Source organism: Streptomyces sp. NBC_00988 (assembly GCF_045162645.1).
Lineage (GTDB): Bacteria > Actinomycetota > Actinomycetes > Streptomycetales > Streptomycetaceae > Streptomyces.
The window spans coordinates 3,389,762-3,407,902 of sequence record NZ_CP108730.1; the positions used below are offsets into that span (position 1 = coordinate 3,389,762).

General features: G+C 70.2%; 19 protein-coding genes. 12 read left to right on the plus strand and 7 right to left on the minus strand.

Features of this window, described 5'->3' with window-relative positions; genetic code table 11:
• Positions 1-168: 168 nt before the first annotated feature.
• The 5 genes from OG496_RS15385 to OG496_RS15405 all read left to right on the plus strand — a co-directional run bounded on the left by OG496_RS15385 (position 169) and on the right by OG496_RS15405 (position 7,896).
• On the plus strand, positions 169-594 hold the full coding sequence (locus OG496_RS15385; protein ID WP_405971251.1) for a hypothetical protein: 426 nt from the start codon (positions 169-171) through the stop codon (positions 592-594).
• A gap of 369 nt (positions 595-963) precedes the next feature.
• On the plus strand, positions 964-1,827 hold the full coding sequence (locus OG496_RS15390) for a glycosyltransferase family 2 protein (RefSeq protein WP_405971252.1): 864 nt from the start codon (positions 964-966) through the stop codon (positions 1,825-1,827).
• Positions 1,824-2,873: a glycosyltransferase family 2 protein gene (locus tag OG496_RS15395; protein WP_405971253.1), complete on the plus strand. Its 1,050-nt coding sequence runs from the start codon at positions 1,824-1,826 to the stop codon at positions 2,871-2,873. The genes OG496_RS15390 and OG496_RS15395 overlap by 4 nt, the downstream gene beginning before the upstream one ends.
• Before the next feature lie 375 nt (positions 2,874-3,248).
• Positions 3,249-4,049: a polysaccharide deacetylase family protein gene (locus OG496_RS15400; protein WP_405971254.1), complete on the plus strand. Its 801-nt coding sequence runs from the start codon at positions 3,249-3,251 to the stop codon at positions 4,047-4,049.
• Positions 4,042-7,896 (plus strand): lipopolysaccharide biosynthesis protein, encoded by a 3,855-nt coding sequence (locus OG496_RS15405; protein WP_405971255.1) that lies wholly within the window; start codon positions 4,042-4,044, stop codon positions 7,894-7,896. The genes OG496_RS15400 and OG496_RS15405 overlap by 8 nt, the downstream gene beginning before the upstream one ends.
• 43 nt (positions 7,897-7,939) lie before the next feature.
• Here OG496_RS15405 and OG496_RS15410 read toward each other — a convergent pair whose 3' ends face one another.
• The gene (locus tag OG496_RS15410; RefSeq protein ID WP_405971256.1) at positions 7,940-9,355 is read right to left on the minus strand and encodes a GH39 family glycosyl hydrolase; all 1,416 of its coding nucleotides are present in this window, start codon (positions 9,353-9,355) and stop codon (positions 7,940-7,942) included.
• A gap of 188 nt (positions 9,356-9,543) precedes the next feature.
• Between OG496_RS15410 and OG496_RS15415 the strand changes: the two genes are divergently transcribed.
• On the plus strand, positions 9,544-10,638 hold the full coding sequence (locus OG496_RS15415) for a DUF5925 domain-containing protein (RefSeq protein WP_366497871.1): 1,095 nt from the start codon (positions 9,544-9,546) through the stop codon (positions 10,636-10,638).
• A gap of 57 nt (positions 10,639-10,695) precedes the next feature.
• Here OG496_RS15415 and OG496_RS15420 read toward each other — a convergent pair whose 3' ends face one another.
• Positions 10,696-11,064 carry a GntR family transcriptional regulator gene (locus tag OG496_RS15420; RefSeq protein ID WP_405971257.1) on the minus strand — a complete coding sequence of 123 codons (369 nt, stop codon included), beginning with the start codon at positions 11,062-11,064 and terminating at the stop codon, positions 10,696-10,698.
• 132 nt (positions 11,065-11,196) lie between these two features.
• On the opposite strand from OG496_RS15420, the gene OG496_RS15425 reads away from it, so the two are divergent.
• Positions 11,197-12,126 carry a GNAT family N-acetyltransferase gene (locus OG496_RS15425; protein ID WP_405971258.1) on the plus strand — a complete coding sequence of 310 codons (930 nt, stop codon included), beginning with the start codon at positions 11,197-11,199 and terminating at the stop codon, positions 12,124-12,126.
• Positions 12,107-12,607, plus strand: coding sequence for a DUF402 domain-containing protein (locus tag OG496_RS15430; RefSeq protein WP_405971259.1), 501 nt, complete (start codon positions 12,107-12,109; stop codon positions 12,605-12,607). Before OG496_RS15425 ends, OG496_RS15430 begins: the two co-directional genes overlap by 20 nt.
• Positions 12,608-12,623: 16 nt before the next feature.
• Here the strand turns inward: OG496_RS15430 and OG496_RS15435 are convergent, their stop codons facing one another.
• Positions 12,624-13,232, minus strand: a complete 609-nt coding sequence (locus OG496_RS15435; RefSeq protein ID WP_399396987.1) for a class I SAM-dependent methyltransferase — start codon at positions 13,230-13,232, stop codon at positions 12,624-12,626.
• A 135-nt stretch (positions 13,233-13,367) separates the two neighbouring features.
• On the opposite strand from OG496_RS15435, the gene OG496_RS15440 reads away from it, so the two are divergent.
• On the plus strand, positions 13,368-13,502 hold the full coding sequence (locus OG496_RS15440; RefSeq protein ID WP_366497866.1) for a hypothetical protein: 135 nt from the start codon (positions 13,368-13,370) through the stop codon (positions 13,500-13,502).
• Positions 13,503-13,529: 27 nt separating this feature from the next.
• Here the strand turns inward: OG496_RS15440 and OG496_RS15445 are convergent, their stop codons facing one another.
• Positions 13,530-13,982 carry a GNAT family N-acetyltransferase gene (locus OG496_RS15445; protein WP_366497932.1) on the minus strand — a complete coding sequence of 151 codons (453 nt, stop codon included), beginning with the start codon at positions 13,980-13,982 and terminating at the stop codon, positions 13,530-13,532.
• 197 nt (positions 13,983-14,179) lie between these two features.
• On the opposite strand from OG496_RS15445, the gene OG496_RS15450 reads away from it, so the two are divergent.
• Entirely contained in the window at positions 14,180-15,214 is a 1,035-nt protein-coding gene (locus OG496_RS15450) for a lytic polysaccharide monooxygenase (RefSeq protein ID WP_405971260.1), read from the plus strand.
• Positions 15,215-15,281: 67 nt separating this feature from the next.
• Here OG496_RS15450 and OG496_RS15455 read toward each other — a convergent pair whose 3' ends face one another.
• Positions 15,282-16,142 carry an esterase/lipase family protein gene (locus OG496_RS15455; protein WP_405971261.1) on the minus strand — a complete coding sequence of 287 codons (861 nt, stop codon included), beginning with the start codon at positions 16,140-16,142 and terminating at the stop codon, positions 15,282-15,284.
• A 146-nt stretch (positions 16,143-16,288) separates the two neighbouring features.
• Complete coding sequence (locus OG496_RS15460; RefSeq protein WP_366497863.1) at positions 16,289-16,732, minus strand: MarR family winged helix-turn-helix transcriptional regulator; 444 nt, start codon at positions 16,730-16,732, stop codon at positions 16,289-16,291.
• A gap of 95 nt (positions 16,733-16,827) precedes the next feature.
• Here OG496_RS15460 and OG496_RS15465 point away from each other — a divergent pair, with 95 nt between their 5' ends.
• Positions 16,828-17,202 (plus strand): cupin domain-containing protein, encoded by a 375-nt coding sequence (locus OG496_RS15465; RefSeq protein ID WP_405976630.1) that lies wholly within the window; start codon positions 16,828-16,830, stop codon positions 17,200-17,202.
• 187 nt (positions 17,203-17,389) lie between these two features.
• On the plus strand, positions 17,390-17,590 hold the full coding sequence (locus OG496_RS15470; RefSeq protein ID WP_405971262.1) for a hypothetical protein: 201 nt from the start codon (positions 17,390-17,392) through the stop codon (positions 17,588-17,590).
• A gap of 28 nt (positions 17,591-17,618) precedes the next feature.
• Here the strand turns inward: OG496_RS15470 and OG496_RS15475 are convergent, their stop codons facing one another.
• On the minus strand, positions 17,619-18,050 hold the full coding sequence (locus OG496_RS15475; RefSeq protein ID WP_405976631.1) for a hypothetical protein: 432 nt from the start codon (positions 18,048-18,050) through the stop codon (positions 17,619-17,621).
• Between the last annotated feature and the right edge of the window lie 91 nt (positions 18,051-18,141).

Below are 18,141 nucleotides of genomic sequence, written 5' to 3' on the forward strand. Positions count from 1 at the left end.
GCCGCTCCATCCGAACAACGGTTCCCCGGAGGCCGCACGCGCCTCCGGGGAACATCCATTCGGGGATACGCAAGAACCGGTGCAAGCGACTTCCGCACCTTGACGTGCCCGGTCGGGCTGCGCGACATTGAAGTCCGGCATCCGGCGCGCTGGGGGGCAAAGTCGCCAATGCAGACCTTCCGTATCAAGAGACCATCCATCGCCGACACCGAGCGGGCACGGCCAGGACCGGGGAGGGACCTGGCACCCCTGCTCGCGGGCGCGGCAGTTGCCGTGGGAGGGGTCGGAGCGCTGCTCGCGCTCGTCGACTCGGGATCACCGTTGCGCGGTCCGTTCGCGCTGTTCTTCCTGTTCGCTGCGCCGGCTTCGGCAATTGCCGCGGTGTTGCGCGGACTTGATCCCTTCGGCCGTGTTCTCACCTCGGTGGCGGGCGCGGTGGTCGTCGACATGCTGGTGACCCAGGGAATGCTGGCCGTGCACCGGTGGTCGGTCGACGGTGGAATCATCGCGGTGGCGGTGATCAGCGGCTTGATTTCGCTATCGGTATTCATACGGCATATGCCGGGCCGTACAACGGCTGACAAAGTTGTGTAACGGTCAAACCAACAAAAAGGTGAGGCCTCGTTCCAGGTCTTGCCATACAGGTTCAATCATCAATACCGTCGTACATCTCACCCGCACTGGTTCATCATCGAGCGGCTCTAGGGGAGGGCTCAAGGACCGCGATGGATCCGGGGCGGGGCGCGGTAGGGGGGTGCCGTGCTCGGTGACCGCATTTGTGACCGAGTCGTCCGCGCGGCCGGCTTTCATGTTTTCCGGGGGTCGACCAGTTTTGCCAGCTCACCACGCGTGCACGGAGATCCGTATTCTCCGTGGCGCCCGTGAGAACCCCCCTTTCGAACCGGAGCACAGAGCCGGGCCGCCCAGGGGCGGGCGGTCCGCCGGACGAGAGGGACCAGACTCGTGAGTTCTGTTCTGCGCCCAGCGACATCGGGCCAAGATCCGTTAATGTCGGCCAAATACCGGCCGATCTCCTCTCACCTGGCGATCACACCGCCGGTGAGCGTGGTGATTCCCGCAATGAATGAGGCGGAGAATCTCCCCTACGTCTTCAAGACACTTCCCGCGTGGATACACGAAGTGGTTCTTGTGGACGGCAATTCCACCGACAACACCGTCGAAGTGGCCCGCGAGCTGTGGCCCGGGGTCAAGGTCGTCGAACAGCAGGGCAAGGGCAAGGGGGATGCCCTGATCACCGGGTTCGAGGCCTGCAGCGGCGACATCATCGTGATGGTCGACGCGGACGGCTCGGCCGACGGGCACGAGATCGTCAGCTACGTCTCCGCCCTCGTCTCGGGCGCGGACTTCGCCAAGGGCTCACGCTTCGCCAACGGCGGCGGCACGGACGACATGACGTTCATCCGCAAGCTCGGCAACTGGGCGCTGTGCACGATCGTCAACCGCAAGTTCGGCGCCCGCTACACCGATCTCTGCTACGGATACAACGCGTTCTGGCGGCACTGCCTCGACAAGATCGACCTCGACTGCACCGGCTTCGAGATCGAGACACTCATCAACATCCGGGTGGTCAAGGCCGGTCTCAAGGTGCAGGAGATCCCCAGCCACGAGTACCTCCGTATCCACGGCACGAGCAATCTGCGCGCCGTGCGGGACGGGATCCGGGTGCTCAAGGTGATCCTCCAGGAGCGCTCCAACCGGCGTGCGCTGCGCCGTCGTTCGCACTCCACGATGATCGACACGCTCGACCCGCAACGCGATCCTCAGCTCGACCCGCAGCTCAACTCGGTCCGGGGAGAGGTGTCTTGAGCAGTCACGACATCTCCGTCGTGATCTGCGTCTACACCGAGGACCGCTGGGAGGACATCCTCGCGGCGGTCTCCTCGGTGCGGGCGCAGTCACGGCCCGCGCTGGAGACGTTGCTGGTCGTCGACCACAACCCCGCTCTCCTGGACCGACTCACCAGGGAGTACAAGGACTTGAAGGAGACGGGCGAGGTCCGCGTGCTGGCGAACGCGGGTCCGCGCGGTCTGTCCGCGGGCCGCAACACCGGCATCGCCGCATCCCGCGGCGAGGTCATCGCCTTCCTCGACGACGACGCCGTGGCCGAGCGGGAGTGGCTGCGGTACTTCGCCGAGGCGTACGCCGATCCGAAGGTGATGGCCGTCGGCGGCCGCACGATGCCGATCTGGGCGTCCGGCCGCCGACCCTCCTGGTTCCCCGAGGAGTTCGACTGGGTGGTGGGCTGCACGTACAAGGGCCTGCCGCCGGGCCGGGTCCAGGTACGCAACGTCCTGGGCGGCAACGCCTCGTTCCGCCGTACGGCGTTCGACGCGGCCGGCGGCTTCGCGACCGGCATCGGACGCGACGGCGACAAGCGCCCCCTGGGCGGCGAGGAGACGGAACTCTGCATCCGGCTCACCCGGGCCAGGCCGGACGCGGTACTGGTGATCGACGACCGCGCGGTGATCCACCACCGGGTCCCCGCGGTGCGCGAGCACTTCGGATACTTCCGTACGCGCACGTACGCCGAGGGCCTCTCCAAGGCCCTGGTGGCCCGAAGTGTCGGCGCCGACAAGGGACTTGAGTCGGAACGCCGGTACACGACCCGCGTCCTGCCGGCCGGAGTGGCACGCGGCCTGCGCGACGCCCTGTTCGCCCGACCGGGCGGCGCGGGCCGGGCGGGCGCGATCGTCGCCGGGGTGTTCACGGCAGCGGGCGGGTATGTCGTCGGGAGCGTCAGGGCCCGCCGCGGCGGGGTCACCTTCTCGGTGGTGGAGATCGAGGGGGACACGGACGAGCGCGGGGGCGGGCGCGGGCGTGGAGGCGGTAATGAGCGCGGGGGTCGGACATGAGCACGGGGAGGCACGCGGGCGCGGGGAGACACGTGGACACGGAGGGGCACTCGGGCATGAGGACGTACCCGAACGCGAGAGCGGACACGGACGCGGGGACGTACCCGAACGCGGGGAGGCACTCAGGCGTGGGGCCGCACCCGAACGCCGAGGCGGACACGGACGCCGGGACGCACCCAAACGCAGGGAGGCGCCCCCACGCAGGGAGGCACGCGGACGCGGGGAGGCACTCGGGCACGGGGACACACCCGAACGCGGGAGCGGACACGGACCCGGGGACGCACCCGGACGCGGGGAGGCACCCGGGCACGGGAACGCGCCCGAACGCGCGGACGCACCCAGGCCCGGTGGCGGCAACCAGCGCGGGGGTCGCACATGAGTGACACACCGGTGCCGATCCTGATGTACCACTCGGTCGCCGCCGCCCCGAACGACGCCACCCGCGCCCTGTCCGTCGCGCCGGAGGCGTTCGCCGAGCAGCTGGCACTTCTCGGCGACCTGAACTTCACGCCCGTCAACACGGCTGATCTGGCCGCGAGTTGGCGTTCCGGCAAACCGCTGCCCGAGCGCCCGGTGCTGATCACCTTCGACGACGGTTACGAGGGTGTGCACCGGCACGCGCTGCCCGCGCTGGCCCAACACGGCTTCGCGTCCACCCTGTTCGTCTCCACCGGCTGGATCCGGGGCGTCCACGACACCGGTGGCGGCCTGGACGCCATGCTCGACTGGGACCAGGTGCGGGAGCTCGCGGGCGCGGACGTCGAGATCGGCGGCCACAGCCACACCCACCCGCAGCTCGACCAGCTCGACGACGACTCCCTGCGCGCGGAGCTGGTCCGCTGCAAGGAGATCGTCGCCGACGAACTCGGCTCCGTACCCGTCTCGTTCGCGTATCCGTACGGCTACTCCAGCCGCCGGGTGCGCCAGGCGGTGCGGGACACCGGGTTCGCGCAGGCGCTCGCCGTCGGCAACGACCTCGCCCGGCGCCGCCAGGGACCGTACGCGCTGCGGCGGGTGACTGTGCGCCGCACTACGGGAGTCGAGGAGTTCGAGCGGCTCGTCGAGGGCCGTGCGATCGCCCGCAACTTCGCCGGAGACCGTGCCCTCACTCAGGGCTACGCCATGGTCCGCAGAGCTCGACAGGTCCGCCGGAAGGCCATCCGTTCCCGTGTCTGACACGACGACCACCACCCAGGACGCGGCGCCCGGGACCGAGGCGCCCCAGCAGACGGGGCGCAGACTGCGCCTGCCGGGAAGGAGCAAGTCCCCCGGCGGCAGCCCGCTGTTCCGCAACGCCTACGCCCTGATGCTCAACACCGGGATCTCCGCGGTGCTGGGGCTGGGCTACTGGCTGATCGCCGCCCACTACTACTCGCCGACCGCGGTCGGCCAGGGCTCGGCGGCCATCGCCGCGATGAAGCTGCTGGCCGGACTCACGGCGGTCACGCTGACCGGCGCCCTGGCCCGCTTCATCCCGGTCGCCGGACGCGCCACCGGGCGCCTCATCTTCCGTACGTACGCGGGCAGTTCGCTCGTCGTCGCGCTCGGCGCCGGGATCTTCCTGCTGACCCTGAGCGACTGGGGACCCTCGTACCGCTTCCTGCACGGGCCGATCCCCGCGCTCGGCTTCGTCGTCGCGGTCGTCGCCTGGAACCTGCTCACGCTGCAGGACGGGGTGCTGACCGGGCTGCGCAGCGCGCCGTGGGTGCCGGTGGGCAACACGGTGTTCTCCGCGGTGAAGTTGGCGCTGCTCGTGGGGCTCGCGTCGGTGTTCGCCGCGAGCGGTGTCTTCGTGTCCTGGGTCGCCGCGATCGCCTTCTCCGTGGTGCCGCTCGGCTGGCTGGTGTTCCGGCGGCTGGTACCCCGGCGCATCAAGGCGACCGAGGAGCACGCGAAGCCGCCGACGCTGCGGGAGATCGGGCGGTTCCTCGCCGGTGACTACACCGGCTCGCTGTTCTCGCTCGCCGTGGTCTACCTCGTGCCGGTGATCATCGCCTCGCAGGTCAGCTCCGAGGACAACGCGTACTTCTACATCACCACGACGATAGGCGGCACGGTCAACCTGCTCGCCATCAACATGGGCGCCTCGCTGACCGTCGAGGGCTCCCACGACCCGGCGCGCATCGCCGCCAACACCCGGGCCGCGCTCAAGCGCATGGCCCGGATCATGCTGCCGATCTGCGGGCTGCTGTTCATCGGTGCCCCGTACATCCTGGGCGTGTTCGGCGCGGGCTACGCGGACGCGGCGACGCCGCTGCTGCGCTGGTTCGCGGTGGGCGCGCTGCTGCGGGTCCTCATGGAGACGTACTTCGCGGTGCTGCGCGCACAGAGCCGCACCGCCGGACTCGCCTGGCTGCAGGGCCTGTTGTGCGTCCTGGTGCTCAGTCTGACGCTGCTGCTGCTCCCCCGCATGGGGCTGACCGGCGCGGGCGTCGCCGAGATCTCCAGCCTCGCGGTGATCGTGGCGATCGCCGCGCCCAAGCTGTTCAAGACGCTCCGGGCCGCACCGGCCGCGGAGTTGCCCGAGGACGCGGCACCGGACGGCGACCTCGCCGACCTGGGCGCGCGCGAGGTCCCGGCCGCCGCACCGCGCCGCCGGGGCCCGGCCTGGGCGCTCGACTCCGACACCCTCGCGCTCGGCATCCACGTCGACTTCGACCACCTGGAACGCCGGCCGGACGTACGCCCGGGCCCCGGCACCCCGCCCACCGGCACGCCCATCGTGTCCGGCGAGCAGCGGCCGACCTGGGCGCTCGGCATCAAGCGGTCCGAGATCGTGGGGCTGCCCGTCGAGGAACGGGAACCCGGCTCGGAGTCCTCGCTGAGCCCGTCGGCCGAGCCGGAGGTGGACGCGCCGTTCGAGCCCGCCAACGGCTCCGACCGAGTGGTCGTACCGGAGGAATCGCTCGTACGGGAACAGGCCCGTGAGGACGCGGCCGAGAAGGAGCGGGAGGCGCGGGAGTCCGAAGTCCCGCCGCCCGCCCGCCCGTTGTCCCTCCGCGAGCGTCTCGTGCCCACGCGGCCCGGAGTCGTGCTCGGCTGTCTGCTGGTCGCCGCGCTGCTCCTGTACTGGGTGCCCGCGGCGCGGCTCGGCGAGTCCGACCTGGACCGCATGGGCGGGCTCGGCCTGATCTCGGTGCTGCCGCTGCCCACGCTGGTCGGGGCCGCGCTGCTGATCACGGTGTTCGCCGCGCTGCTGTGGCTCGGCCGCGAGCACAAGGCGCTGCTGCTGATCACCCTGCTCGCAACCGTCGTCTCACTGCACGCGCTGCCCGCGGTGATCGAGACCGAGCCGCGCTTCCCGACGGCCTGGCAGCACCTCGGGTTCATCGACTACATCGACCGCACCGGGTCGGCCGTACCCGACCTGGACGCGCGCTGGAGCTGGCCGGGCTTCTTCGCGGTGGCCGCGTTCATCGGCAAGGCGTGCGGGGTCACCGACTGGTCCGAGGTCATCCGCTGGTGGCCCACGGCCATCCAACTCGCCTATCTGGCACCGATGTTCCTGCTCGTGCGCTCCCTGCGGGCGAGCTGGCGGGCGAAGTGGACCGGCATCTGGATCTTCGTGCTCAGCGGCTGGGTCGGCCAGGACTACTTCTCCCCGCAGGGCTTCACCTTCCTGCTCTACCTGGCCTTCGTGGCGATCCTCCTGGTCTGGTTCCGGGCACCGCACGTCCTGTGGACGAAGATGCGGCCCGGCGAGGCGGAGGTCGAACCCACCGACCGGCGCCAACAGGCCGTCCTGCTCCTGGTGTTGATCGGGCTGTTCGCGGCGAGCGTCCCGGCCCACCAGCTCACGCCGTTCGTGATGCTGGGCGTGCTCACGGTCCTCGTCCTGCTCGGCCGCTCCGAACTCCGCGGCCTGCCCATCCTGTTCGGGGTACTGGTCGCGGTCTGGCTCGGTTTCATGGCCGAGCCGTACTGGTCCGGACACTTCAACGACCTCTTCGGCGGGGTCGGCGGCGTCGGCAGCAATGTCTCGACGTCCGTCTCCGGCCGTATCCAGGGCGGCAGTTCGACCCACAAGCTGGTCCTCTACACCCGCGTCCTGCTGGCCGGCGGCGTCATGGCCTTCGCCTGCTGGGGCTGGTGGCGCCGCCGCGACCACAAGTACCGCGAACGCTCCCTGCTCGTCCTCACCTTCGTCCCGTTCCTGGGCTTCGGCATGCAGTCCTATGGCGGCGAGATGGCGCTGCGCGTCTTCATGTTCGCGGTGCCCGGCGCGGCCCTGCTCGCGGGCCTCGCCCTCTTCCCGCGCACCGGCGCCACCGCCAAGGAGCGCGAGAAGGACCGCGTGAGCCTCGCCCCACTGGCCGCCCTGCTCGCGGGCCTGCTGCTCATGGGCGGCTTCCTGGTGGCCCGTTGGGGCAACGAGGGCTTCGAGCGGGTGCGGCCGGGCGAGGTCGCGGCCATGAACTACGTGTACGCCCACGACAAGCCGACGGTACGGCTGCTGTGGCTGAGCGACGACACGGTCAACGACGTGACGCCGGCGATGCCGTGGGGCGCGAAGGACATGGAGCGGGTCAACTACGTCCCGACGCTGGCCCCTTCGGACCCGGTGCTGGTGTCCGGTCTGGTCAAGGCGCTCAAGGACGCGGGCCCGAACTCGTATCTGATGCTCAACAAGAGCCAGGTCGTCTCGCTCCAGCTGGACGCGGGCTACTCGGCGACCTGGGAGTCCCGGCTCATCCAGAACCTGGACAACCGGCAGGAGTTGAAGAAGGTCCTCGTCAACGCCGACGTGACCATGTACTCCCTGCGCGAGCAGCCGGCGGGTGCGGTCCCGAAGCCCGATCCCGGGCCGATCGGACCGCAGATCACCTGGACGCCGTGGTCGGTGGTGGGCGCGCTCGCCGCCCTCGCCCTGATCCTGATGCTGACGGCCCGCGAGGTCGTCCGGGTCGCGGTCCGGCCGAGTGTGCGTCAACTGCGGTGGCTGCAGAGCAGTTTCTGGTTCTCGCTGCCGCTGCTGGCGGTGGTGCTGGCCTCGCTGGTGCAGCGGTTCCTGACCATGAAGTGACCGTGAAGCAGCGGAGTTCCGGGGTTCTACGGGGTCAAGTGGCTCAGCGCGTCAGCCACTTGACCCCGTAGGCCGCCATGTCGAACTGCTTGCCGTCGACCTTCGCGCTGATCTGCCGGTCCAGGGTGTTCACGACCAGGACCGTCTTGTCGGTGGCGAGGACCCGTACGTTGGGCACGTCGTCGGCGGCGACCGACACGGTCTCGTACGTGGTGCCGGGCCCGAAGGCCGCGTCGAAGCGGGAGACCAGGTCGTACATGGGGAGTTGCTTCCCGCCGTCGGAACTGTCCGTCGGCGTCCACAGGCAGCCCGCGCAGTCCGTGCCCTTCTCCTCCTCCGGGTTCCAGTAGAAGCCGGAGGTGGCGCCGCCCTTGGCCATCGCGATCATGCCGGTGGCCTGGACGGCGACGCGGTGGGTCTCGGACCAGCCCTTGCGGTCGTCGTTGCCGTCGGCGGGCTCGACGTAGTACTCGGCCCACCACAGCGGCAGGTCGTGCGTCTGCTCACGGACCCACTCGCTGACGGCGGTGAGTTTGTCGGTGGCCCCGAACTCGTTGGGCAGCAGGTCGTCGTCGTTGGTGTAGCTGGAACCGTCGACGACCACGAAGTCCGCGCCGACCTTGTTCTTGTTCCAGTAGTCGAAGGCGTCGATGATCCGCTGGTCCATCGCGCCCCAACTGCCCTTGAACGTACTGGAGGCGTTCGCGTCACGCGGGTCCACGCTGTCCATCACCAGATAGGGGCCGCCGACCATGATCTTCGGGTTGACCTTCTTCAGCGCCTTGTAGACCAGGTTGTAGAGCCGGGTGTAACCCTCGTAGTCCCAGCGCTGTTTCGCGTCGTTCCAGAAGCCCTTGAACTCGTTCCACACGATGAAGTGGGTGACGTCCGGGTACCGCTTGGCGACCGTCGCGGCGAGCGCGGCGTAGTCCGCGTAGTGGTCCGGTTTCGGAGCCGTCTCCAGCGAGGCCTGGCTCCAATCGGTGTTGCCGACACCGGACTTGCCGCCCTTCATCCAGTCCGGGGAGCAGCACAGCGTGATGACCGGGGTGCCGCCCGACTTGCGCATGAAGTCGACACGGCGGTCCAGGGCGCCGAAGTCGTAACGCCCCTTCACCGGCTCGGGGTTGTCGGCTCCCCAGCCCATGATGGCCTGGTCCTGCGGAAGTTGGGACTTCGCGAGCAGCCCTTCGACGCGCTCGGTCGCGGTGTCGCTGCCCTCGTCGGCGCTGTACTGGGTGTGGGTGAAGCCCCAGCCGACCTCGGGCCGGTCCTCGTCGGGCGGGGTCGCCGGGGTGCCGTGCACCTTGTCGCCGTCGCGCGAGGTGCCGGCGGTGCCTCCGCCGCCGGGAAGCGTGTTGATCAGGGTCACGATCAGCGCCAGTGCGGCCACACCCACGCCGAGCAGCGCGGTGAGCCGCCACCGCCGTGCCCCCGAATTCCACCCATGACGTCCCATCAAGGGCAACAGTAACGTCGGTGCGGGGCGGTGGGGCAGGCCTCCACATGCACAGGCTTGTAACAGGACCGAGGGGATACGTGACGGACACAGAGCGGACACATCGGATGCGGCGGACGGACCCGACACTCGGGGGCGCACTGCGGAAAGCGGGTGCACACGGCGTCCGTGTGCCGGATCATGGCCCCATGTCCGCTAACCCACACGACGCTCTGCCGATCCGGCTCAACGTCGACGACTCCGACTCCCCGTCCGACGTCGTCGACGCGCTGTTCCTCGGCCGCTTCGCGACGGGCGAGCAGCCGTACTCGCACGCGGCGAACATCGACCGTGTCCGGACCGGGGCGACCCTGCTCCCGCCGGGCGCCCGCGTGCTGCGCGCCGCCCGCGACGACGACCGCAGCGCGACCCTCGCCGAGGGCGACGGCTGGACCCTGCTGATCTCCCGCTGGAACCGCGGCGCCGACGTGACGGTGACGGCGACCAGCGAGGAGCTCGCCGAGAAGGTCCTCGACCAGGCGACCGACGGCGCGGCGGACGAACCCGAACCGCAGCCGGAGAACGTGACGATGGGGTTCTGGTACGTCTCCCCCCGGCGCGGCCCGCACCGGACGACCCGGCAGATCTCGGCAGGCACGTGGGACGAGGTGCGCGCCAACTACACGCGTCCGGTGGCCGACGCGATGGACACCCTGATGAAGACGACCCCGGAGGACATCGCGGGCCGCCTGCTGTTGCTGCACGGCCCGCCCGGCACCGGCAAGACCTCGGCGCTGCGCACGCTGGCCCGTTCCTGGCGGGACTGGTGCCAGGTGGACTGCGTGCTGGACCCGGAGCGGCTGTTCAGCGACGTCGGCTATCTGATGGACATCGCGATCGGCGAGGACGACACGACGGGCAAGGGCCGTTGGCGGCTCCTCCTGCTGGAGGACTGCGACGAGCTGATCCGCGGCGAGGCGAAGCACACGGCGGGCCAGGCGCTGTCCCGGCTCCTCAACCTCACGGACGGCCTCCTCGGCCAGGGCCGCAACGTCCTGGTGGGCGTCACCACCAACGAGGACCTGGAGCGCCTCCACCCCGCCGTCGTCCGCCCCGGCCGCTGCCTCGCCCGTATCGAGGTCGGCCCCCTCACCCGCAAGGAGTCGGTCGGCTGGCTCGGCACGGAGGAGGGCGTGGGCCGCGAGGGCGCGACCCTGGCAGAGCTGTACGCCCTGCGCCGGGGCACCCAGCCGACGTCGGTACCGGACCAACGGGAGGGCGCGGACGCGGGGTTGTATCTGTGACAGCTCCGGTCGCCATCGGTCGCGCCTCGGTTGCCCCTGGTGGCAACTCCGTTTGTGCTACGCCCCGTAGGCCGCCCGCAGCGCGTCCTGTGCGGCGGCCAGCGCGTCGGACTCCGTAAGCCCCAGCCGCCGAACCTTCTCCGCGTAGGCCTGCGCGGCCAGCGACGCCTCACGCTCCGCCGCCGAGCCCGCAGCCGCGACGAACGTCCCGTTGCGCCCGCGCGTCTCGATCACCCCGTCCGCCTCCAGGGCCCGGTACGCCTTGGCGACCGTGTTCGCGGCGAGGCCGAGCGACTCGGCCAGGCCCCGGACGGTGGGCAGCCGGTATCCGACCGGCAGCGCCCCCGCCCGCGCCTGCTCGGAGATCTGCGCCCGCACCTGCTCGTACGGTGCCGCACTGTCGTCGATGTGGATCTTCAAGGTCACGGCCCGATTGTCCCGCACCCACCGAGGAACACGCCCGCCGGAAATCTGGAGAACGCACCCGCCGGAAAGGAGCAGGCGCTCGCCGGAAAATAGGAGGCACTCCGGCGCGGCTCCGCCGTAGCGTGCGACTCCATGACCGTGATCGCACGCGACCTGCGCCCCGATGTCCGGGCGGACCTGGACGGTTTCGTCGAGGTCCGCCGACTCGCCCTCCCCTACATGCTGTTCACCTCGGAGTCCGTCGCCCACGACATCGCCCACGCCCAGCCGGAGGCCGCGCTGCGCAGGCTGGTCGTGGAGGAGGACGGCGAGATCATCGGCACGGCCCAGGTGGGCATCGCCTACGACAGCCCGGAACCCGACCGGGGCTTCGTCAACGTGTACGTGCACCCGGAGCGGACGCGCCGGGGCGCGGGCTCGCTCCTGGCCCGCGCCGCCGAGGAACATCTGGCCGCCGTGGGCGCGACCCGGCTCTACGCCTGGGTCCTGGACGAGCCGGCCAACCGCGCCTTCGCCGAACGCTTCGGCTATACGGCGAGCCGTTCCGCGTACTTCCTCCGCCTGGACCTGGCGCAGGGCACACTGCCGCCGCTCCAGACCCCGCCGCCGGACGTGGAGATCCGCCCGGGCTCGGACTTCGCCGAGGACCCGCGCCCCCTGTTCGAGCTGGACGCGGCGACGATGGCCGACGAACCCAGCGACATCGGCGTCGAGTTCACGGACTACCAGGCCTGGCTGGACGGCACCTGGCAACACCCGCTGTTCAGCCAGGAGTTGACGTCCGTGGCCCTCGTCGACGGACGCCCGGCGGCCTTCAGTGCTGCCCGCACGGACGACGGCACCCGCTACGGCACGGTCATGACCGGAACCGCCCGCGCCCACCGCGGCCGCGGCCTCGCCAAGCTCGCCAAGAACGACTCCCTGCACCGCGCCCGCGCCGCCGGCTACACGGAGGCGTTCACGGGCAACGACACCGGCAACGACCCGATGCTCGCGATCAACACCTGGTTCGGCTACGAAACCTGCGCCACGGAGGTGCGCTATGTCCGTGAACTCACCTGATCCCGTTCGCCAGTTGGACGTCGTCCTCGTCAAGGCGGGCCGCACGAAGATCCGTTACGCGGCGGAACTGCTCTTCGACGACGGCACCCGCCTCGCCGTCCGCGCCCCGTGGGCCGGTGACGGCGTCCGCGACTTCGGCTTCGTGCGCTTCGAGCGCGGTGACGTGTTCACCGAGTACTACTGGCGGGACCGCTGGTACGCGGTGAAGGAAGTCCGGGACCGCGCCGGGCAGTTGAAGGGCTGGTACTGCGACATCACCCGCCCCGCCACGCTCGCCGGCGCCGAACTCGTCGTGGAGGACCTCGATCTGGACCTGTGGATCTCCGCCGACGGCACGGACGTACGGCGGCTGGACGAGGACGAGTTCGAGGAGAGCGGGCTGGCCGTGTCGGACCCCGCGGCCGCGGCGGCTGCCGTGGCCGCGCTCGACGAGCTGGAGAAGCTGGCCCGTGAGGGCGGGTTCGACGCGCTGGTGGCGTGACGGCGGGCGGGCTCGCTCAGGGGATGGCGGGGATGGCCACCACCGCGTACCGCTCGTCGTCCACGTCCTTCCCCCACAGCAGCAGGTCGTCCGACAGCCGCTCCACGTGCACGTACCCGCCCAGGGGTGCCAGGAGTTCGGTAAGGCGGTCGGCGGGTATGCCGGCCGGGCTGACCGTGCCCCACACGCCCTCGACCAGCACAAGCCGGCCGCCGGGGCGGAGCAGCCCGCGCCAGTGCCGCAGGACCCGGGCGGGGTCGGGCAGCGTCCAGAGCACATGCCGTACGAGGACGACGTCGAAGCGCTGCTCGCCCACCGGAGGTGTCGCCGCGTCACCGACCAGGAACGCCGCGTCACGGCCGGCCAGCTTCGCGCGGGCCAGGTCCACCATCGCCGGGGACAGGTCGACGCCGGTGACGTGGTGCCCCTGCTCGGACGCGAGGAGCGACAGGCTGCCGGTGCCGCAGCCGAGGTCGAGGATGTCGGCGGCGCTGTCGGGCAGCCAGCCGCGCAGCCGGTCGGCCCAGGCCCGGCGGATCTCCGGGTCGCGCAGGCCGTGATCGGGCTCTTCGTCGAAGGCGGCCGCCTCCGCGTCCCAGTCGAAGTTCGCTACAGGTTCGCTCATGCGCCCAGGGTGACACCCACCACTGACAGTCCCATCGTGACAGCCGCCACAGACAGACCCGCCCCGATGAGTCACTCTCCCCGGAACGGTCCACCTCGTGAGAACACGACCCCGGGTGGACACAAGGAGGCAGCCATGCGCCGCGTGACCGTGCAGAAGCCCCTGAAGAAGTCGGACACGCGCCGTGTGCGCGAGGAGCCCGACGAGCGCCCCACGGAGCGCCCGGAGATCCGCAAGGACATCGCCCGCACCTGGTGGCCGGACGGCTGACCCCGGTCTGCCCCCTGCCCGCCCCGGTCAGCCGAGCCGCTTCCGGTAGTGGACGCGGTCGTACGGCCCGTCCGTGCGCCGCTCCACGACCTCGTACCCGAGCCTCGGGTAGATCTCCTGGTTCTCCCACATCAGCGCGTTCGTATAGAGCCTGACCTCGGCCAGCCCGAGCGCACGCGCGCGTGCGTCCACGAAGTCCAATAGCAGCCGCCCGACACCCCTGCCGTGCGCCTCGGGACGGACGGCGATGCTGTCGAGGAACAGGTGATCGCCGCGCTCCTCGATCACCACCAGCCCGATCACGGGCTCCCCCGTGACGTACACGCGCCCCGCGACCACATTCGCCATGTGGTCCGCCTCCATGGGCTGCGGCACCACACCGATGCGCGGAATGTAGTGGCTGTACGCCATATCGGTCACGGCCTTCACGGCCGGCACATCGGCGACGACGGCGACACGAACCCCGTCCGCTCCACTCATCCGCAACACACCCCTCTCCGCGCTCACGGAACCGTCCCTCCCTGAGCCCTCAGTTAGCCCTGCCTTAACACGACCATAAGGATCTCCCTCTCCCGTCTCCAGCAGGCGGTTCCGCGGTTTCCAGGGGCTAGCTTCTGATCACCCCCACGGGATCCGTCCCCCGCGCCGAGCACCGTCCGAGGAGTTGGAGTTCCCCCATGCCCGCACGCCGCAAGGTCGCCGCTGTCGCCGTCCTCGGGATGACCCCGCTCGCCCTGACCGCGCTCGCCGCGGCGCCCGCGGCGGCGCACGGTTCGATGGGCGACCCGGTCAGCAGGGTCGCGCAGTGCTACGCGGAAGGACCGGAGAGCCCCAAGTCCGACGCGTGCAAGGCGGCGGTCGCGGCCGGTGGCACGCAGGCGCTCTACGACTGGAACGGCATCCGGATCGGTGACGCGAACGGGCAGCACCAGACGCTGGTCCCGGACGGCAAGCTGTGCAGCGCGAACAACGAGGAGTTCAAGGGCCTCGACCTGGCCCGCACCGACTGGCCGGCGACGAGCGTGAGCAGCGGCTCGTACACCTTCAAGTACCGCGTGACCGCCCCGCACAAGGGCACCTTCAAGGTGTACATCACCAAGTCCGGCTACGACCCCGCCCAGCCGCTCGCCTGGGCGGACCTGGACCTGGACCACCCGGTCGCGACGTCCACCGACCCGGTCGCCTCGGGCGGCTTCTACACCTTCTCCGGCACCCTCCCGCAACGCTCCGGCAAGCAGCTCCTGTACGCGATCTGGCAGCGCTCGGACAGTCCGGAGGCGTTCTACTCCTGCTCGGACGTCAGCTTCAGCGGAAGCGGAAGCGGAAGCGGCACGGGCGCCAACGGCGGTGGTACGTCGGGCAGTTCGACGCCCACCCCGGCCGCTCCCACGACTCCCGCGCCCACCGCCTCCGCCCCTTCCAGCCAGCAGATCGCGGCCGGTGCCGACAAGTCGACGGTCGAGCACAACGGCCACGGGGACGCGGACGCGAGCACGTCGGCGGAGCCGGCCGCCGCGACGAACCAGGCGACCACCGAGGCCAACGAGCCGCAGACGGCGGGGAGTTCGAAGAACCTCGCCGAGACCGGCGCCAACAACAGCTCGCCGTATCTCATCGTGGGCGGCGCGGCCTCTCTGGCACTCGGCGCCGCGGCCCTGTTCGCCTCGGTCCGCCGCCGCGCGACCAACGGCGGCGGACGGCACGGTCGTTAGGTGACCGTGCAGGGGGCGGGGCCTGTCCGGCGGCTCAGGTCGGACAGGCCCCGCGGTGTGCCTACGGTCAACTCAGCGCCGACAGGCAGTTGGTGGTGGTGGCGTGCGCGGGGTCGAGGGCGTTGGCGACCTCGTGGAAGGCGATCCGGTCGGTGAGCCCGAGCAGGGCGTGCTCCGACAGATCCACTGAACACAGGTTCTGGATCAGCACGTTGTGCACGTCGGACCCGCTCAGGAACTGACTCGTGTAGGGCGTCACGACCTCGTCGTACCTGGTGGCGATGACCGTGTAGTGGACGCCGGGGACGGTGTCGCCGCCCGCGTTCAGCTTGGCGAGGAAGGCCGAGCCGGCGACCTGGTCGGCGAGGCCGGGGGCGGCCGCGGCGATCACGTCCTCGGCGCCCGGGAAGTACGGCAGTAGTTTGGTGAGGCCGTCCAGGGTGGTGCCGTGGTTGTCGGGTGCGATGCCGACGAAGGTGTTCACCTTGGCGGCGCCGCCGAGGAACTTGAGGTAGTAGCGGGGCATCATCCCGCCCTGCGAGTGCCCGACCAGGTCGGCCTTGGCGGCGCCGGTCGCGGCGAGCACCTTGTCGACGTAGACCTGGAGTTGGGCCGCCGACTGGTCGATGGGACCGAGGCCGTATACGAGGGGGACGCCGGGGAGTTGGCCGTAGTCGAGGGAGAAGACGCAGTAGTCGCGGGCTTCCAGGTACGGCGCGAGGCTCAGCCAGTTGTCGGTGGCGTTGGCGAAGGTGCCGTGCACGAGGACGACGGGGCGGGGGTGGGCGGCGGAGGGCTTGCAGCTGTAGTCGTTCCAGCCACTGGTGGGGGCGCTCGACGCGTGAGCGGCGGCGGTGGGAACGGCGGCGACCGCGGCGGTCAGCAGCAGCGCGGTCAGGGGTCTGAGCAGTCGTTTCCAGGGCAGCATCGTGTGATCTCCTTGCGGCTCAAGGGAGTTGCGACGGCCTTACGCCCTGTGATCCGGATCACAAGAATGCTGTTCACTCGTCAAGTTACGAGCGAGTAGGTGAAGTGTGAAGTTACGCGTCAGTAAAAACTTCCAGTGATAACCGGTCACCAGGTGGGCCTGAGGGGACCGTAGGGCGCAATACGCCGCAAACGGTCACACAACACGCGCACTTCACCCTCACCCAGCAGTTCGACCCACGGCCGCACGGCCTCCAGAGCCGCCTCTTCCGCGGCCCGCGTACAGGCCCACCCCAAGTCGGTGAGCACGACCAGCCGGGCGCGGGCGTCACCGGGATGCGGGCGCCGCTCCGCGTACCCCTTGCGCACGAGTTCGTCGACAAGCTGACTCGCCGCCTGCTTGGTGACTCCGAGATGGGAGGCGAGGTCGGTGGCCGTCGCCCCGTCCGGGGCGAGCCGCGCAAAGGCGAAGCCGTGTGCCGGGCGCACCTCGAATCCGCGCGCCACGACCCCGTCGTTGATGCGCTTCGTCAGGTCGCCCGCGGCGGCGAGCAGGGCGGCGGTCAGGGCCATGGCCTCGGAGTTCTCCACCAGGGCATTGAAACACCCTTGACGGATTGGTCAAGCTGCTTGACCATGTTGAGGGCATGGTCAAGCAGCTTGACCATCCACTTCTGGAGGCAGTCATGCCCGTCGTCCACCCGTCCGACGCCGTCGTCCACGAGATCCACGGCGCCCGCTTCGTCTCGTACGCCCATCCCCGCACCGGCAGCAAGGAACTGTGCGCGTGGCGGGGCGAGATCCCCGCCGGCACCAAGGCTCCCCTGCACACCGTCAACCACGAGGAGGTCCTGCACATCCTCGAAGGCGAGCTGGTGATCACGCTCGACGGCCGTACCGAACGGGTCGGCGCGGGCGACACGTTGATCATCAACCCGGGGGCGACCTTCGGCGCCGAGAACCCCACCGACCGGACCGCGATCACCTGGGTCACCACGACCATCGGCCTGGAGGCGGAGTTGGCGGACGGCACGCGCATTGTCGCGCCGTGGGCCAACTGACGCAGGATGCCGCTTCCCGCGATCCTGGTCGCGCACTGCGCCCCTGCCCCCAACACCCCAACCCGTACGACGTTCTCGTTCCGTAAGGTTTTCGACCGTCCCAAGCGCGTCGAACGGGACGAAGCTGAGCGGTGAACGCGGGCGGGTGCCGTCTGCGTGACGTACCGGTGCGGGGAATGGAGTGACCATGGTGGTCCGTGGTGTCGGCGGGATCATCCTCGTCGTGCTTGGCGCGGTCTGGATCGCGCAGGGCGTCGGCGCGATGAACGGCTCGGCCATGTCCGGCCACGGCCAGTACGCGGTGCTGGGCGTGGTGGTCGCGTTGGTCGGACTCTTCTTGCTGCTGCGGGCCTGGCAGAAGCGGAACACCCCCAGCCAACGCCCTTGAGCGCAGGGACAGTTCCAGGCCACGGAGCTCAGTCCGCCAGCGCCGCCGGGCATACCGCCTCCTGCCCGAAACGCCGCCGGGCACGGTCCGCGGCGGCTTCGACCGCGCGGGCGCGGGTGTCCCCGGGATCCATGGAGAGCTGACGGTAGGCACGGCCGACCGGCCGCAGGTCGTCGGCACGGAGCACGAGGGCACGGACGCGGGCGCGTTGCAGTCCGAGGGAGGTCAACAGGCCCAGGGCGGTGGCGGCGACGGCGGGTGAGTGGTCGGTGGGTTCCGGCAGCGCGCGCGTACGCGTGGTGGAGCTGCGGTCGGCGTATCTCACGGTGAGGGTGAGCCGGCCCGCGAACTTCCTTTCCCCGCGCAGGCGTTGGCCGATCCGGTCGGCAAGTCCCAGGACGGCCCGGTGGTGTTGGGCCGGGTCCAGGCAGTCCTGGCTCAGGGCCAGGTCGGCGGTCAGATGTGCCGCCGGTTCCGCGGGGACGACCTATTGACTGAACTAAATCAGGCATCTTCGCAGGTCAAAGGCACTCTCTGCTAGCGTTCCGCGC